This window comes from Allosphingosinicella sp. (assembly GCF_036387215.1).
In the GTDB taxonomy this organism is placed as follows: domain Bacteria; phylum Pseudomonadota; class Alphaproteobacteria; order Sphingomonadales; family Sphingomonadaceae; genus Allosphingosinicella.
Genome location: NZ_DASVUE010000254.1, coordinates 1 through 15,446, shown reverse-complemented (window position 1 = coordinate 15,446; position 15,446 = coordinate 1). Strand labels below are relative to the sequence as shown.

The following is a 15,446-nucleotide window of genomic DNA, read 5'->3' as shown; positions in this document are numbered from 1 at the left end:
ACCGTTCGCCATATCGCGAAGCTCGCACGCATTGCCGTCACCGACGGCGAGGTGGACGCGCTCGTGCCCGAATTGAACAACATCCTCGGCTGGGTCGAGCAATTGCAGGAGGTGGACGTCTCCGGCGTGGAGCCGATGACCGCCGTAATCCCCAACGCGCTTCGCCTGCGCGACGACGTCGTCACCGACGGCGGCATCCGCGAGCAGGTGCTGGCCAACGCGCCGGTCGCGGAGCACGGCTTCTTCGCCGTTCCCAAGGTCATCGAATAATGACCGACCTTACCGATCTCGGCGTCGCGGCCATCCGCGACGGCTTCCGCCGCGGCGACTTCTCCGCCCGTGAAGTGGCCGGCGCGTTCAATTCGGCGGTGGAAAAGGCGAGGGGCCTCAACGCCTTCGTGATCGAGACGCCCGAGCACGCGCTCGCCGCCGCCGACGCCGCCGACCAGGCGCGCGCCTCGGGCGACCTGAAGCCGCTGTCAGGCGTGCCGCTCGGCATCAAGGACCTGTTCGCCACCATGGGCTATCAGACGACCGCCGGAAGCCACATGCTCGGCGGTTTCGAGCCCGTTTATGAGAGCACCGTCAGCGGCAACCTCTTCGCCGCCGGTGCCGGGATGCTCGGCAAGCTCAACATGGACGAGTTCGCAATGGGCTCGTCCAACGAGACCAGCTATTACGGAAACGTCGTCTCGCCCTGGCGCCGAAGCGACGGCGGCAACGCGCCGCTCACCCCCGGCGGCTCCTCGGGCGGCTCGGCGGCTGCGGTCGCAGCGCGGATCGCCCCCGGCGTCACCGGCACCGACACTGGCGGCTCGATCCGCCAGCCCGCAGCCTTTGCCGGCATCACCGGCATCAAGCCCACCTACGGGCGCTGTTCGCGCTACGGCATGGTCGCCTTCGCCTCATCGCTCGATCAGGCGGGGCCGATGGCGCAGGACGTGCGCGATTGCGCGATCATGCTGGAAGCCATGGCCGGCTTCGATCCTAAGGATTCCACCTCGCTCGAGCTGCCTGTGCCGCAGTGGGAGGCGAACCTCGCCGCCGATGTCCGCGGCAAGCGCATCGGCATCCCGAAGGAATACCGCATTGAGGGCGTGCCTGAAGAGATCGACCGAGTCTGGGATCAGGGCATCGAATGGATGCGGGAGGCCGGCGCCGAGATCGTCGAAGTCTCGCTGCCGCACACGCGTTACGCGCTTCCCACCTATTACATCATCGCGCCTGCCGAGGCCTCGTCGAACCTCGCCCGCTACGACGGCGTTAAATACGGCCTCCGCGAGCAGCCGGATAATGCAAGCCTGGCCGACATGTACAACGCCACCCGCGCCGCCGGCTTCGGCGCCGAGGTGAAGCGGCGCATCATGATCGGCACCTATGTGCTTTCGGCAGGCTTCTACGACGCCTATTTCAACCAGGCGCAGAAGGTGAGGGCGCTGATCGCCCGCGATTTCCACAACGTCTGGAGCGAGTGCGATCTCCTCCTCACCCCCACCGCCCCTTCCGCCGCCTTCGCCCTCGGCGAGAAGTCGGACGACCCGATCGCCATGTATCTGAACGACGTCTTCGCCGTCCCCGCGAGCCTCGCCGGTCTCCCCGCTATGTCGGTCCCCGCCGGCCTCAACGATCAGGGCCTACCCCTAGGCCTCCAGATCATCGGCAAGCCGCTCGACGAACAGGGCGTCCTCAACGCCGGCCTCGCCTTCGAGGAACGCGCCGGCTTCAAAGCACGACCGGAGGCTTGGTGGTGAGCAGCTATCGCATCCAGGGCGCCACGGGCGAATGGGAGGTCGTGATCGGCCTCGAAGTCCACGCGCAGGTCACATCCAAGGCCAAGCTCTTCTCGGGCGCTTCCACCGAGTTCGGGGCCGAGCCGAACAGCCAGGTGAGCCTCGTCGATGCCGCAATGCCCGGCATGCTCCCGATCCTGAACAAGGAATGCGTCCGTCAGGCGGTCCGCACCGGTATGGCATTGGAAGCGCAGATCAACCGCTTCTCCCGCTTCGATCGGAAGAACTATTTCTACGCCGACCTGCCTCAGGGCTATCAGATCAGCCAGCTCTACCACCCGATTGTCGGCGAGGGGCAGATCGAGATCCTGCTCGACGAGAAGGACGAGAGCAGCGCCAAGACGGTGGGCATCGAGCGCATCCATATCGAGCAGGATGCGGGCAAGCTGATGCACGATCAGCATCCGAGCTTCTCCTATGTCGATCTCAACCGCTCGGGCGTGGCGCTTATGGAGATCGTCTCGAAGCCGGACATGCGTTCGCCCGAAGAAGCAGGTGCTTACGTCCGGAAGCTCCGATCCATTCTCCGCTACGTCGGCTCGTGCGACGGCAACATGGAGCAGGGCTCGATGCGCGCCGACGTCAACGTCTCGGTCCGTAAGCCGGGGCAGCCGTTCGGCACCCGTACCGAGACGAAGAACGTCAATTCGGTTCGCTTCATCATGGCGGCGATCGAATATGAGGCGAACCGGCAGGTCGACGTCTTGGAGGGCGGCGGAAGCATCGTCCAGGAGACGCGGCTGTTCGACCCTGATAAGGGCGAGACGCGGTCGCTCCGCTCCAAGGAAGACGCGCACGATTATCGCTACTTCCCCGATCCCGATCTGCTCCCGCTCGAGCTCGAAGACGCTTTCCTCGAGGATTGCCGCGCCAGCCTCCCGGAGCTCCCCGACGCCAAGCGCCGCCGCTACGAGAATGAGCTCGGCCTCCCGGCCTACAATGCCGCCGTCCTCACCGCCGAGGTCGAGACCGCCCGCTGGTTCGAAGCGCTGCTCGCGGCCCTTCCGAGCCAGGAGCTTGCGCGTCAGGCCTCCAACTGGGTGATCGGCGACCTCTTCGGCGCCTTGAACCGCCTCGGCAAGGGCATCGAGGGAAGTCCCGTCACGCCAGCCCAGGGCGCGCAGCTGCTCGGCCTCGTCGCCGACGGCACCATCTCGGGAAGCCTTGCCAAGCAGGTGTTCGAGATCATGCTCGAGACGGGTCAGGACCCTTCCGTGATCGTGGAGGAGCGCGGCCTCAAGCAGACCAGCGACACCGGCGCCATCGAGAAGGTGATCGCCGACGTGCTCGCCGCCAACGCGGAGAAGGTCGCTGAGTATCGTAGTGGCAAGGACAAGCTCTTCGGCTTCTTCGTCGGCCAGACGATGAAGGCGATGCAGGGCAAGGGGAATCCGGCCGTGGTCAACGAACTCCTCAAGAAGGCGCTTGCCTGAGTAGCGGCTAGATCGCGATCAGCTCCGGGTCCGCGGCTGCGCGGCGGGCAAGGTCCGTCAGGAAATCTAGGAACACGCTGATCTTCGGGGAAATCGCAGTCCGGCCGGCATAGAGCGCGTAGACGGCAGGCTGCTCGAACAGCCGGTAGCGCGGCAGGATGTGGACGAGCTCGCCCTTCAGCACCCGCCTCGCCGCCACCAGCGCGGAGATCGGCGCGATCGCGAGCCCGCGCTCGGCGAATTCCATGTTGGTCAGCGGATCGTTGCACGAAAAGCGGGGCCAGACCGGCACTTCCGCCTGCTCCTTGCCGTCGGTGAGGCGAAGCGAGCGGAGCCCGCCCACCGGCAGCCCAAGCACGATGTGCCGGCCGAGCTCCTCGATCGTCTCCGGCTCGCCCTCTCGCTCCACATAGGCGCGGCTCGCCACCAGGATCGCGTTCACATCCACGATCTTGCGCGCGATGAGGCTTGAATCCTCGAGCCAGCCGACCCGGATCACGACGTCGAAGTCATCCGTCACCGGGTTGATCGTCCGGTCCGTCAGCTGGAGCTGAAGGTCAACGTCGGGATAGCGTTCGAGGAACTCGGGCAGGTGCGATTTCAGCACCACGTGGCTGATCGAGGATGGGGAGGAGACCCGCAGCCGCCCCGACGGATGCCCCTGATAGGCCGCGATCTCCGCCTCCGCATTCTCGGCCTCGGCGACCATCTTCACGCAATGCGCATGAAGGCTGCGGCCGATCTCGGTGAGCGTCACCCGCCGCGTCGTCCGCTCAATGAGGCGCGCCGCAAAGTTGCTTTCGAGCTTGGACACCGCCCTGCTGACGCTCGACTTCGGCAGGTGGAGCGCGCGCGCCGCTCCGGAGATCGAGCCGAGCTCTCCCACCTTCGCGAATATCGCCATTTCTTCGAGGTGCCGCATCGAACGTTCCATTTGCGGAACGCTGTATCCCATTTTGATCGGCTACTGGAAGGGCCGCCGGAGGACCATAGAGGGTCGAGCACAATAGACGTTCAGGGAATGGATCAATGGCCGAACTCGCTCTCGTGGCACGAACGGACGAGCCCGTCGCCCGCAAGCACAAGCCCGAAGCCGATGCTTCGGCAGCGCCTCCGGCCGATGCGTCGGCCGCGCAGCCGAAGCGGAAGCGGGGCCGGCTTCTCGGCGGCATCGGCGGCCTTGCGCTGATCGGCGCCGTTGCCCTCGGCTACCAGTATCAGGCTGTCTGGTCGCATCAGGAGACGACCGACAACGCCTATGTCCGCGCCGACATCACGCCCGTCGCTGCCAAGGTCGAAGGTTATGTCGCGAGGCTCATGGTGGACGACAATCAGCGGGTAAAGGCGGGCGACGTGCTGATGGTGATCGAGCCGGCCGACTTCCAGGCCAAGGTCGCAAGGGCGGAGGCGGATGTCGCTAGCGCCGAAGCCAACGTGCAGACATTGGTCGCGGCGCGCCGCTCCGCCGGTGCCGAGCTCGGCGCCCAGGCCGGAGTGATCGGCCAGGCCACCGCCAACGTCGCCGCCGCGGAGGCGACGGCCCGCCGCGCCGCCGCCGACGAGGCGCGTTTCTCCGAGCTCGCCTCCCGCGGCTGGACCACCCGCGCCCGCCTCGACCAGGCCCGCGCCGAGGCGCAGGCCGCCCGTGCGGCGGTCCTCGCCGCCCGTGCCTCCGTCTCCGCCCAGCGCGGAGGCGCCGGTGCGCTCGCCGCCGGCACGGCGCGTGCCGACGCCGCGATCGCCGCCGGAGAGGCGCAGCTCCGCGCCGCCCGTGCCGCGCTTGCCGCCGCCAGGCTCGATCTCACCCGCACCGTGGTTCGCGCTCCCGTAGACGGCGTCGTCGGCAACCGCGCAGTCCGCCCGGGCCAGCTCGTCAAGGCGGGCCAGCAGCTCCTCGCCGTCGTGCCGATGCAGCAATCCTACGTCGTCGCCAATTTCAAGGAGACGCAGCTCGAGAAGATGAAGATCGGCCAGAAGGTCGAGCTTCACCTCGATGCCTATCCGAGCCTCGCGCTCGAGGGCCGGGTCGAGAGCCTCGCGCCCGCATCGGGCGCGCAATTCTCGCTGATCCCAACCGACAGCGCGACCGGCAACTTCACGAAGATCGTCCAGCGCGTTCCGGTGAAGATCGCGGTCGAGAAGAACGGGCTTGCGGCGCAGCTGCTGCGCCCCGGTCTCTCCGTCGAAGCGACGGTGAACACCGCGAGCTGATTTCAGGTGACCGACGTCAGCACCTATTCGGCCAGGGCGATCTGGGCGGGTTACCTCGCCATGATCGTCGGCAATTTCATGGCGATCCTGGACATCCAGATCGTCGCTTCGAGCCTTCGCGAGATCGGCGCCGGCGTCTCGGCCTCGGCCGACGAGATCGCCTGGGTGCAGACCAGCTACCTTATTGCCGAAGTGATCGCGATCCCGCTTTCGGGCCTCCTCGGCCGCGCATTGTCGATGCGCACCCTCTTCACCATCTCCGCGCTCGGCTTCACTTTGATGAGCCTGCTCTGCGCGCTGGCGTGGAACATCGAATCCCTGCTCTTTTTCCGGACGCTCCAGGGCTTCCTCGGCGGCGGCATGATCCCGACGACCATGGCCGCCCTGTTCATCCTCTTCCCGGACGCAAAGCGCGCAGCGCCGATCGTGCTCGTCGGAATGGTCTCGACATTGGCGCCTTCCGTGGGCCCAAGCCTCGGCGGCTGGATCACCGACAGCCTCGGCTGGCACTGGCTGTTCCTCATCAACCTCGTTCCCGGCCTTGCCGCCGCGGCCATGGTCTGGCGGTTCAGCCCCCTGCGCGACACGGATTTCTCGCTGCTCCGCCGAATCGATATCTGGGGTCTCGCCGGCATGGCGCTTCTCCTCGGAAGCCTCGAATATGTGCTTCACGAGGGGCCGACGCACGATTGGCTTGAGGACGACAAGGTCTTCACCATGGCCCTCGTTATGACCGGCGGCGGACTTCTCTTCTTCTGGCGCGCCTTCACCGCGGCGACTCCGATCGTCGACCTCCGCGTCTTCCGCGATCGCAACTTCATCGTCGGGTCGCTGGTGTCGATGATCGCCGGCGTCGGCCTTTACGGCTCCGTCTACCTGCTTCCGCTCTTCCTCGGCGGCGTCCGCGGCTACAGCTCGACGCAGATCGGCGAGGTGATGGTGGTGACGGGCCTCGCCATGTTCATGACCGCACCGATCGTCGGCAAGCTGCAGGCGAAGGTGGACCTTCGGATCCTGCTCGGAGTCGGGCTTCTGCTGACGACGCTCGGCATGTGGGAGAATGCGCAGCTCACCGGCGAAGCAGGCTTCTGGGAGCTCGCACTCCCGCAGGTGCTTCGCGGCTCCGGGCTCATGATGTGCATGATCCCGATGACCGGCTTAGCACTCGGAACGCTCGCGCCCGAACGCGTGCAGAACGCCTCCGGGCTCTTCAACCTCACCCGCAATCTCGGCGGCGCGCTCGGCCTTGCGGTGATCAACACCGTCCTCACCGACAGCCAGGCGCTGCACCGGCAGGAGCTTGCGACCGCCGTCTCCACCGGTCATGCCGACGTCCCCGGCTGGCTCGACCAGACCGCTGCCGCCATGGCGTCATCGGGCGTCGCCGATCCTTCGGGCGCGGCGCTCGCCCGGCTTGCCGGAATGGTCGAGCGGGAGGCGACGGTGATGGCGTTCAACAACGTCTTCCTGATGATGTCGATGGCATTCGCGCTGCTCCTGCCGCTCGTCTTCCTCACCCGCCGCGCCGCCCGGGCAGCGCCCGGAGGCCATTAGCCGGAGCGGATTCGCGCCGTGGACGTTCTTCAGCCGGAACGGCGGAGAAGGACGCGTATGGCAAGGCTCTTCAGGCGCATTTCCGATTTCCTGAAGGCGCCTCCGCGCGCCCCGGTTGCTGCGCCTGCGCCTGCGCCTGCGCCTGCGGCTCCTCCCGTGCCTGTGGTGGCTTCGCCGCCTCTAACTCCAGCTCCTGCTCCGCTCGCGGCGAGGCGTTCGAGCGAGCCGGCCGTGCCCCGCGAACCCTCCGTGGCGGCCGAGCCGGCAGTGCCGCGCGAGCCGGCCGTATCGGCTAAGCCATTGTGATCGAGCGTATTTTGCTGCATAGAGGAACCCGCACCATGGGAGTTCGCCTGGGCATGCGTAAGTTTCTCCTGATCTCCGCTGCGACGCTCGCGCTCGGGGGCTGCGTCTCGACCCGCCAGGTGGCGGACGTGGAGTTCGAGCCTCCGCAGGGCGAATACAGCCTCCTCGTCATGCGCCCCGACGTGCAGGTGGGCACGGTCACCACCGGCGGCATGGTTGAACCGCGCGCCGAATGGACCGAGCAGGCGCGCACCAACCTCCTCCGAGCGCTGGCCGAGCAGCAGGCGGGCCGCGGCGGCCGCACCGTCATTGCCGAGACGAGGGACTCGATCCGCGGCATGACCGCCGAACAGGTGGCGGACCTGGAGCGGCTCCACGCCGCAGTCGGCAATTCGATCGCGCTTCACAAATATATCCCCGGCAACGAGCTCCCGACCAAGCGGCGCGGCATCGACTGGACGCTCGGCGAGGACGCGGTGAAGCTCGGCCGCGCTTCCGGCATGGACTATGCGCTCTTCCTCTACGCGCAGGACAGCATCGCCTCGACGGGCCGTGTCGCGATGCAGGTGCTCGGGATCGCCGGCTGCTTCATCGGCTTCTGCGCGCCGCAGGGCGGGGGAGGGCAGTTCGCCTATGCTTCGCTGGTCGATCTCAAGACCGGCGACGTCGTCTGGTTCAACGTTCTCCAGACCGGAAGCCAGCTTCCCGGCGTGGCGTTCGGCGACATCCGGACGCCCGAAGGCTCCGCCCAGATGGTCGAGCGCCTGCTCGGCCGGATGAAGGCCGGCCGCAACGTGAGGCGCCGGCAATGAGCGAAATCCTCACCCGCCGTACCCTGCTCGGCGGCCTCGGCTGCGCCTGCTGCGCCGGGCTGGTGGGCGCCGCCGACGCCCGCATCCCGCCCGCCAGCATGGTGCCCCTCATCAAGCACGGCTACCGCCCGACCGAGACCGACGAGAAGGGGCTCTGGCAGCAATATGAGCGCGTCGAGCAGGAGATTGCGGGCTCGAACCTCCTCATCCGGGACAAGGCGCTCACCTCGTATCTCGGCGACATAGCCGGCCGGGTCGGCGGGCCTGCCGCAAAGGATCTGCGCGTCTATCTGGCGCAGATCCCCGAATTCAACGCCTTCATGGCGCCGACCGGCTTCATGGTCGTCTTCACCGGCCTCCTCACCAGGATGCGCGACGAGGCGCAGCTTTCCGGCGTGATCGCGCACGAGGCCGGCCACTTCCTCCGCCGCCACCATATCCGCGGCTGGCGCGACTTGAGGCGAAAGAACGACATCCTCAGCGTCGCGGCCATGGGCGCTGGCGTCGCGGGCGGCGCAGCCGGCGTCTATCTCGGCGATGCCGTCCAGCTCGCCCAGATGGGAACCATCCTCTCGCTATTCGCCTACAGCCGCCAGCTCGAGGCGGAGGCGGACGCGATGGGGCTGAAGCTGATCGCCGAGGCCGGCTACGACCCGGAAGCCATGCCGAGCACCTGGCAGCAGCTCATTGAGGAGATCGAGGCCAGCGCCAGGATGCGGAAGAAGCGCCCCAACCGCGGCTATTCCCTCTTCGCCACCCATCCCGCGCCGCAATCGCGGATGGTGGACCTCCGCGCCTCCGCTCAGGAGGTGAAGGGCGGAAGCGGCGAGAGCGCCCGCGGCCGCGAACGTTACCTGAAGGCGATCGGCAAATACCGCCAGCGCCTGCTCGACGACCAGGTGAAGCTCAACGATCCCGGCGCCAGCCTCTACATCGTCGAGAACCTCGCCAGGGACGGCTGGACCGGCCTCCTCCGCTTCTACGAAGCCGAGATCTGGCGCCTTCGGGGCCAGAAGGGCGATGCCGAGCGCGCCGCACAGGGCTATGCCGCCGCGGTCGCGCTCCCGGATGCTCCGCCCGAGGCCTGGCGCAACCACGGCTATGCCGAGCTGAAGGCCGGCCGGCGGGAGCAGGGCAAGGCGGCGCTCGGCCGCTATCTGGCGATGGCGCCCAAGGCGAGCGACGCGGCGATGGTCCGCTATTCGCTGGCCCAGTAGGAGTGGAGGGATGATGTCCAATCGGCTTTTCGGCGCGGCTGCGGCGCTGGCCCTGCTCTCCGCCTGCGCCGGCGGCCCCGGCGGCGGCCTCGGAAGCGGCGGCGTCGGCTTCAGCCAGTACCGGCTGATCCAGCCCCGGCCGGTCTCGGTCGCGCGCAACGCGATGCAGGTCACGCCCACGATCCGCTGGAACCGCGTCCCGCGCGGCTATCACGACGTCAGCCGGGAGGAGAATTGGACGCTCAACGGGCCGCTGCTCGACAGCCTCTCCTTCCTGGGCGGCATCGAGAACGGCAAGCGCATCGTCGAGCAGCGGCGCAAGGCGGACCGCAAGGTTCCGAACTTCCGGGCCGACATGAGCCCGCCGGAAATCGCGGCGATGATCGAGAGCTTCTACCGGATCCGCGCGGGCGCCTCGACCTTCACCATGACCAACCTCTCGCCGCGCCCGTTTCTCGGCCAGCCCGGCTTCCAGTTCGATTACGATTATCTCGGCGGCGACGAGGTCGAGCGGCGGGGAAGGGCGGTCGGAGCGATCATCGGCGGCCGCTTCTACCTCGCTTTGTTCGATGCGACGCGGATGCACTATTTCCCCGCCGGTCTGCCGGAATTCGAGCGCATCGCGGAGAGCGCCCGGCTGAAGCGCTAGGGGCACGGCCGCCGCCCCCTGCGGTAGCACTTTATAAACCTTGTTTGCCTAACCCCGTCGCAACGATTGGGGGAGCAGGCATCGATGTCGGACATGGCGAGCAGGGGCCTCGAACCCGCCGAGGCGCGGCCCTACGTCCTGCCCGAACAGCGCACCCGCGGGGCCGCGATCGCGGCCTTCGCCGTGCTCGGCGCCGCCTCCCTCTGGCACGTCGCCGCGCTCCTCGGCTTCAGCTTCTGGGCCATCCGCTATCCCTATGGTCTCGATTTCGGCGAAGGCATCGTCTGGCAGCAGATGCGCCTCGTCGTCTCCGGCCAGGCATTCGGACCGCTCGACGGCTTTCCCGTCATGGTGATCAATTACACGCCGCTTTACTATCTGGCGACGTCCGGCTTCGCGTCCGTCACCGGCATAGGAGAGCTCGCGGCGGGACGCACGGTTTCGCTCCTCTGCCTGTTCATCGCCGCGGGGCTTGGCAGTGCGATCGTCTTCCGGTCGCTCGCGGCCGAGGCAAGCAGGCGCGTCGCTGCGATCGGCGCCGCCGTCGCTGCCTCGGTGATGCTCGGCAATTACCCGGTGCTCTTCTGGACGCCGCTGATGCGCGTCGACATGCTCGCCCTGGCGTTCAGCTTCGCCGGCCTCTATCTGGCACTGCGCGCGTTCGAACGGCCCGCCTTCGTCTACGCTGCCGCCATCGCCTTCGTCTGCGCCGTCTACACCAAGCAGATCATGGTCGCAGCGCCCGCCGCGTCCTTCCTCGTGATGCTCATCCTCCGCCCCCGGACGGCCGCCGCCGGCATCGCCACCTGCATCGCGCTCGGCCTCGCGATCCTCCTTGGCATGAACTGGGTGACGGACGGCGGCTTTTCCCGCCACGTCTTCGGCTACAATGCCTCCACGGTGAACCTGAAGCAGCTGCTGCTCGTGCCGATGCAGATGGCGATCCATTCGGTCTTTTTCGGCCTCGCCTTCTTCGCGATGCACGGGCGGTCCCGGAGCCTCGTCAGGGATGTGCGCTCCGCCGGCGGCTGGCGCGCGGCCCGCGATCTGGTGCTTGCCGACCGCGCCCGCACCACCTTGCTCGTCCTGCTCGCTTATTTCGCCTTTTCGGGGGCGATGCTGCTTACGATCGCCAAGTCGGGCGCCAATCAGAATTACGTGATCGAATGGCTGTTCGTGACGGCGATGTTCGTCGGCCTCAGCATCAGCGATGCCGCCCGCCTCGTCGGCCGGGACTATGCTTCCGCGGCCGCGGTCAAGGCTCCGGCGCTTGCCATCGTTGCGGTCGCCGCGCTTGCGGCACAGATGCTCGTCCTTCCCACGAACAGGTTCGACCGTCTCGAGCCGCTGGCGCCGCGGGCGGAGATGGACCGCCTCGCAGCCTTGGTGAAGGCGGCCGACAAGCCGATCATTTCGGACGAGATGGTGATGCTTCTGCAAATGGGGAAGCAGGTCATCCTCGAGCCGTGCATGCCGACGCTTGCCCGTGTCGGGCTTTACGACAACCGGCCCTACATCGCGAAGATCCGGCGCGGCGACTTCGCCTTCTTCATCACCTTCCGGGAGCGGGGGGAGGAGACCTTCGACTCCCGCTACGATCCCGAGGTCGCCGACGCGATGGACGAGGCCTACCCCGTGAAGCGCCGGCTCGCCGGCTACACGCTCCACCTCCCGGCGCATTCATCCGAAGCTCGTCGTCACCCCTGATCGTCACCGCGCAGAAGCCAGCGCAGGCAGTTCAGCACGAGGCGCTCATTGTCCGTGCTCCGGTCCGGCAGACCGACCGGCGAGCCGTCCGCGTGCCGCTGCGCCGTGAAGAGGCCGGTTTCCCCCGAAGCGACGACCCTCCCTCGTCCGAACCGAAAGGCGAGCAGCTGCGCCGCGCCCGGCCGAGCGAGCCTCCGGGGAAGTCCGAGCAGGCTTACGGTCCCGGCCTCCTCTCGCCATAACGCCTGGCCGCCGTAGGTCACGATATTCGCCGCCCCGCCGGTCAGCGGATGCGCCGCGAGCGCGCCGTCGGCGCGGGTGAAGCGAAGCCGGGTTCCCGATCCCGTGGCCGAGGACGGCACCATTTCGACGGAGAAGCGGAGGCCGAGGCGCCGTCCGAGTTCCAGGGCGGGACTGGCGAACGGCTCATGGTCGGTCAGCAGCAACAGCGAGCCTCCGGCCTCCACCCACTTCACCACCGCATCCACTTCCTGGCGAGCAAGAGGACGTGAGGCACCGGCAAGGATCAGAAGCCGGGCCTCCGCAAGCGCAGCATCGGAAAGGTCGAGCCGCGAGACGCGAAGCGGCAGGCGGGCGGCTCGTGCGGGCTCCTCCAGCCAGCGCAGGGTTCCCGGTGCATCCATGCTGCCGATGCCGTGACGGTTCTCGTGCGCCTCGTCGATCAGGATTGCGGCGCCCGCCGCAATCCCCTGGAATGCGTCAGGCGGTGCGCGATAACCGGCGTCGGTGGTCTGCTCGGGGGCCGTCCGGGCCGGAGCGGCGAACCGGCTCATGATCACGGCGCCGGGATAGGCATAGGGCAGCCAGGGGCCGGTCCCGGGCCCCATCGCCATCAGGCTGGCGAACGTCGCCGTCAGGCCGATCCCCACCGGATGGAGGATGTTCGGCAGCCGGGCCGAAAGGAAGAATTGGACGATCGCGACGGGAAGCACGGAAATGTACAACGCTCCGGCGAGGCCGACCAGCGCCCACCGCGCCGCCGCTGCCGAGGATGCGAGCTCCCGCTGCAGCACGGCCGGCAGCAGCGCCCATCCGAACAGCGCGGTTACCAGTGCGGTCCCGATCGCGAGCAGCACCAGCAACTGGATCGTCACGAATTTCGCGCCGTAAATTGCAAGCATCGGCTGCGGCGTCGCCCGCAATTGCTTCCACATCTCGCCGCGATGTTCGACGAAGAAGCAGAGGGCGGTAACAAGGATGACGAGGGTCGGGAGGACCAGCGTCATCGTGACGGTGAGGTCGCCGATCAGGCCGTTCTGCCACGGCTGCTCCATTCGCTGCTCGGTCGCCAGCCGCTGCGTCGTCATGCTCATGCTCAGCCAGACGAGAGCGGATAGGACAAGCCCGCTGCCGACGGCGATCGGCACAAGCCACAGCCGGCGCATCTTTATGAATTCGGCGCGGAGGCTAGACGGCATCGGCGCCGCCCTCGGTCAGACGCAGGAAATCATCCTCCAGCGACCCGGCTTCTCGTGTCACCTCGTAGACGTCGATCCCTGAACTCGAAAGGATCCTAACGATCGCCGCGGCGGCGGCGTCATCGGCGGGTTCCACCCTGATCTTGCCGTCTTCGATGCGGCAGTGGAGGCCGGCGGCGGCCAGCGGCACCAGGGCCTTGTCGGGCGCCGACACCCGGAGAGTCACTCCGGACGCCGCTCCGATAATCCCCGAAAGCGCCTCCGCCGTGCCGTCGAACCGCAACGTTCCTTCATGGATGATCCCGATCCGGGTGGCGGTCTTTTCGATCTCCGCCAGTAAATGGCTGGAGATGATGACCGCCTTGCCGCGATCGGCCGCGAGCCGCCTCACCAGCTCCCGCATCGCGGCGATCCCCGCAGGATCGAGGCCGTTGGTCGGTTCGTCGAGGATCAGGATCGGCGGATCGTGGAGCAAAGCCGTCGCCAGCGCCAGCCGCTGCTTCATTCCAAGCGAGAATTGCCGGACCAGGCGATCGGCGGCGTCGGCAATGCCTGCAATCTCCAGCACCGGCGCGACGGCCGAAGGGGAAGCCTTCGTGTAATGAGCGAATATCCGGAGATGCTCGCGCGCCGTCAGGTGGCCATAGAGGGAGGGCGTTTCGATGAGGCTGCCGATCATTGCCATTGCGTTCCGTGCGCAGCTGGCGAGATCGCGGCCGAAATAGCGGACGGTGCCGGCGTCGGGCGAGAGCAGCCCGATCATGATCCGCATCAGCGTCGTCTTGCCCGCGCCGTTGACTCCGAGAAGACCGTATATCTCGCCTGGAGCGACCGAGAGGGAAACGCCGGAGACGCCCGAGCCTGAGCCCGGATAGGCAAAGCCGATGCCGTCGAGTTCGACCGCCTTGCCGCCCCCCGTCACCTTTCTGCGCCTCGCTTCCCGGCCATTCGACGCTCCTCTCGGGCGACTTCCCGGCGGGCGAGCAGCCCTGCCGTGCTCATCTAGTGTACTATGCACATCATACACCTATCGCCGGGCGCTGCAAGGCGTCGCGCAGGGCCTCCAACTTGCAACCGCGGCATCGATCGACCATATGCGCCGCGGGAGTCGGGCGGACGGAGTTGTCGCCAACCCGGTCAGGTCCGGAAGGAAGCAGCCGTAACGATTTCGCTCCGGGTCGTTCCGGCTCCCACCGCGCAGCGCGCACAAGCGTAGCGAAGCTACACTTGAGACGCGCAAGCGCGGCCGACCTTCCCCAGGCAAGGATCGACGGCGCGGCTTTGCGGCGACGCGCGCAGACGGACCTTTCGTTTTTTCGCTTTCCTACAGCCCTGCCGGGGTGCGATGTTCCTGTCATGATCATGTTTTCGGGAATCACTGCTGCCCCCCGCCCAACCCGGCTTTCGGGAGAAGACCCCCCGCGATTCCATATGACATTCGTGCCAGTCGTGAACTTCGAGGGGTATTTCCGTGGCTGCTGACGAGCCCGAATCCTTCGGCCTTGGTCTCGACGAGCCGCCGCAGCCGGCGCGCGCTCAGCCTTACCGCGTGCTCGCCCGCAAATACCGGCCGCAATCGTTCGACGAGCTGATCGGCCAGGACGCGATGGTGCAGACGCTCGGCAATGCGATCAAGCGCGACCGGCTCGCCCACGCCTTCCTCCTCACCGGCGTCCGCGGCGTCGGCAAGACCTCCACCGCCCGCCTCATCGCCAAGGCGCTCAACTGCATCGGTCCGGACGGGCAGGGCGGTCCCACCATTTCACCGTGCAATGTGTGTGAACCTTGTGTGGCCATAGCCGAGGGGCGGCATATCGACGTGGTCGAGATGGACGCCGCCAGCCATACCGGCGTCGACGACGTGCGCGAGATCATCGAGGCGGTGCGCTACGCCGCCGTTTCGGCGCGCTACAAGGTCTACATCATCGACGAAGTCCACATGCTGTCGAAGAACGCGTTCAACGCGCTCCTGAAGACGCTCGAGGAGCCGCCGGCGCACGTGAAGTTCCTCTTCGCGACGACCGAGGTGAACAAGGTTCCGGTGACCGTCCTGTCCCGCTGCCAGCGCTTCGATCTCCGCCGCATCTCCGCCGAGCAGCTTGCCGCCCACTTTACCGACGTCTGCGGCAAGGAAGGCGTCGAGGCGGAGCCTGAGGCGCTGGCCCTGATCGCGCGCGCAGCCGAAGGTTCGGCCCGCGACGGGCTCTCGATCCTCGATCAGGCGATCGCTCACGGACCGGACGGAGTGACCGCCGATCAGGTCCGCACGATGCTCGGCCTGTCCGACCGCGGCGCGATCCGCACCCTGCTCGGCCTGCTGCTTGCGGG

At 67.3% G+C, this 15,446-nt stretch carries 13 protein-coding genes and 1 other RNA gene; 11 read left to right on the top strand and 3 right to left on the bottom strand.

Annotated features, from left to right (window positions below; translation table 11 throughout):
* The 3 genes from gatC to gatB all read left to right on the top strand — a co-directional run.
* Positions 1-270 (top strand): Asp-tRNA(Asn)/Glu-tRNA(Gln) amidotransferase subunit GatC (gene gatC, locus VF662_RS10440; RefSeq protein WP_464140715.1); only part of this gene is annotated, 270 nt, incomplete at its 5' end.
* A complete protein-coding gene (gene gatA, locus VF662_RS10435) occupies positions 270-1,751 on the top strand; it encodes an Asp-tRNA(Asn)/Glu-tRNA(Gln) amidotransferase subunit GatA (RefSeq protein ID WP_464140711.1) in 1,482 nt (493 codons plus the stop codon). The genes gatC and gatA, both read left to right, overlap by 1 nt.
* Positions 1,748-3,223 carry an Asp-tRNA(Asn)/Glu-tRNA(Gln) amidotransferase subunit GatB gene (gatB, locus tag VF662_RS10430; protein WP_464140709.1) on the top strand — a complete coding sequence of 492 codons (1,476 nt, stop codon included), beginning with the start codon at positions 1,748-1,750 and terminating at the stop codon, positions 3,221-3,223. The genes gatA and gatB overlap by 4 nt, the downstream gene beginning before the upstream one ends.
* Before the next feature lie 7 nt (positions 3,224-3,230).
* On the opposite strand, the gene VF662_RS10425 is transcribed toward gatB, so the two are convergent.
* On the bottom strand, positions 3,231-4,145 hold the full coding sequence (locus tag VF662_RS10425) for a LysR family transcriptional regulator (RefSeq protein ID WP_464140707.1): 915 nt from the start codon (positions 4,143-4,145) through the stop codon (positions 3,231-3,233).
* 107 nt (positions 4,146-4,252) lie between these two features.
* Here VF662_RS10425 and VF662_RS10420 point away from each other — a divergent pair, with 107 nt between their 5' ends.
* From VF662_RS10420 to VF662_RS10395, 6 genes are all read left to right on the top strand, one after another.
* Complete coding sequence (locus VF662_RS10420) at positions 4,253-5,434, top strand: HlyD family secretion protein (protein WP_464140705.1); 1,182 nt, start codon at positions 4,253-4,255, stop codon at positions 5,432-5,434.
* Between the two features lie 6 nt (positions 5,435-5,440).
* Positions 5,441-6,988, top strand: a complete 1,548-nt coding sequence (locus VF662_RS10415) for a DHA2 family efflux MFS transporter permease subunit (RefSeq protein ID WP_464140703.1) — start codon at positions 5,441-5,443, stop codon at positions 6,986-6,988.
* Positions 6,989-7,347: 359 nt separating this feature from the next.
* The gene (locus VF662_RS10410) at positions 7,348-8,106 is read left to right on the top strand and encodes a hypothetical protein (RefSeq protein ID WP_464140701.1); all 759 of its coding nucleotides are present in this window, start codon (positions 7,348-7,350) and stop codon (positions 8,104-8,106) included.
* Positions 8,103-9,323: a M48 family metallopeptidase gene (locus VF662_RS10405; protein ID WP_464140699.1), complete on the top strand. Its 1,221-nt coding sequence runs from the start codon at positions 8,103-8,105 to the stop codon at positions 9,321-9,323. Before VF662_RS10410 ends, VF662_RS10405 begins: the two co-directional genes overlap by 4 nt.
* A gap of 10 nt (positions 9,324-9,333) precedes the next feature.
* Entirely contained in the window at positions 9,334-9,972 is a 639-nt protein-coding gene (locus VF662_RS10400) for a hypothetical protein (protein ID WP_464140697.1), read from the top strand.
* Between the two features lie 84 nt (positions 9,973-10,056).
* The gene (locus VF662_RS10395) at positions 10,057-11,679 is read left to right on the top strand and encodes a glycosyltransferase family protein (RefSeq protein ID WP_464140695.1); all 1,623 of its coding nucleotides are present in this window, start codon (positions 10,057-10,059) and stop codon (positions 11,677-11,679) included.
* On the opposite strand, the gene VF662_RS10390 is transcribed toward VF662_RS10395, so the two are convergent.
* On the bottom strand, positions 11,670-13,118 hold the full coding sequence (locus tag VF662_RS10390) for an ABC transporter permease (protein WP_464140693.1): 1,449 nt from the start codon (positions 13,116-13,118) through the stop codon (positions 11,670-11,672). The genes VF662_RS10395 and VF662_RS10390 overlap by 10 nt on opposite strands.
* A complete protein-coding gene (locus VF662_RS10385; protein ID WP_464140691.1) occupies positions 13,108-14,040 on the bottom strand; it encodes an ABC transporter ATP-binding protein in 933 nt (310 codons plus the stop codon). The genes VF662_RS10390 and VF662_RS10385 overlap by 11 nt, the downstream gene beginning before the upstream one ends.
* Before the next feature lie 179 nt (positions 14,041-14,219).
* Here VF662_RS10385 and ffs point away from each other — a divergent pair.
* Positions 14,220-14,315, top strand: an RNA gene (ffs, locus tag VF662_RS10380) — signal recognition particle sRNA small type.
* 352 nt (positions 14,316-14,667) lie between these two features.
* Positions 14,668-15,446 (top strand): DNA polymerase III subunit gamma/tau (dnaX, locus tag VF662_RS10375; protein WP_464140717.1); only part of this gene is annotated, 779 nt, incomplete at its 3' end.